Source organism: Methanocalculus sp. (assembly GCF_029762515.1).
GTDB lineage: Archaea > Halobacteriota > Methanomicrobia > Methanomicrobiales > Methanocorpusculaceae > Methanocalculus.
The window spans coordinates 1-1,374 of sequence record NZ_JARVGN010000512.1 but is presented as its reverse complement, the minus strand read 5'-3'; the positions used below and the strand labels follow the sequence as shown (position 1 = coordinate 1,374).

The 1,374-nt window shown below is 52.5% G+C and carries 1 protein-coding gene and 1 pseudogene; one reads left to right on the top strand and one right to left on the bottom strand.

The annotated features are described in order from the left end of the window. Positions 1–775, top strand: a 775-nt coding sequence (locus QCH34_RS12720; protein ID WP_300334676.1) for an EamA family transporter, incomplete at its 5' end; no start/stop codon positions are given. A gap of 26 nt (positions 776–801) precedes the next feature. Here the strand turns inward: QCH34_RS12720 and QCH34_RS12715 are convergent. Beyond that, a pseudogene (locus QCH34_RS12715) lies at positions 802–1,374 on the bottom strand (hypothetical protein); the annotation flags it as partial.

The following is a 1,374-nucleotide window of genomic DNA, read 5'->3' as shown; positions in this document are numbered from 1 at the left end:
CCTCTCTGCCTCGCTTCTCCTCTCTGCAATAGTCCTTTTTGTGGGCGTTCCGGTAACGGGGCCGGGTCTTGCCCCGGCAGTCCTTGGAACCGTTGCAATAAACATCATCGCAACCATCCTGCTCTATCGGGCACTCACCAAAAGCGATCTCTGCCTCTGTATCCCGATGCTGGCGTTCACCCCGGTCTTCCTCCTCGTAACGTCGTTTTTGATCCTCGGGGAAGTACCAACCCCTGCCGGTGCCCTCGGTATGGTGCTTGTTGCATCCGGCGCCTATATCCTTCATCTTGATCCTGTTGTACGAGGGCCTGTTGCGCTTGCAATACCGTTCCGAAGGCTCTTTTCGGATCGGGGGGTGCAGTCGATGCTCGGTGTTGCCTTCCTCTTCTCAATCTCGGTGAACTTTGACAAGCAGGTTGTCGAGAACTCCGATCCCTTCTTCGGATCGGTGCTCGTCTTCCTCCTGCTTGCTCTGGCGTTTCTTATTCTCGCCGCCCTTGACAGGAGAAGGAGGAAGGATATTGTACCTGTAACGCCTTTTTGTCTCCTCCTCGCTTATCCGGCGGTTGGGTTTGTGCTTGTATGGGAGATCGTCATGATCAACATCGCCTATACGATGGCTATTGTTCCGTATGTGATCAGCGTCAAAAGGCTTGCAATTGTCTTCTCGGTGCTCTTCGGGCTCCTGATCTTTCAGGAAGAATTCAGCTGGGGAAGAATCCTTGGGGCGGTCATCATGGTCGCCGGTGCCGGGATGATCGCGGTTTTTGGGTGATCTGTGGAAACGTGTTGTGGCGAAAATTACCTTTTTGTGCAGATAATCGCCACAGCAAGACCTGTTATGGCAGCAATACCCCCAAAACCTGTAGCAGCCGGTGTTTCTGTTGTATCTTCATGGACAGGTGACGGGGTTATGGAAGATGGGATTGGAGTGTGTGGAGCCTCGACTATCTCTGCCTCTTCAAGGAGCAGAAACCGTGTCTGCGTCTGCTGGCCGGTTTCGATCGACTGAATGGTAACCAGGTATTCATCAGGAATAAAGCCGGTTGAATCGAAGGTAAATGACCAGATGTTTCTTCCCTCCTCTTCAATGACCGTCGCCATACCGGAGGTTCCGGAGAACCCTGAAGGTTTCTCTTTGGAAGTCGGCTGGAATGAGAGTGAAACAATCGTGATGATCAGTTCATTCCCGGCAGCGAGATTCGTTGTACCGGAGATATGGATCATCTCTCCCCGTGTGTATGTGTCCATCTGAGTGCCGCTGTCGGCTGCCGAGCCTGTGGATGCCAGGAAGAGGCAGATGATCATAAGGATAAGCGCACCCCTCATCAATCTGCGTGCTTTTTGTCGTAATTCTGATGATGTCATCTCTGA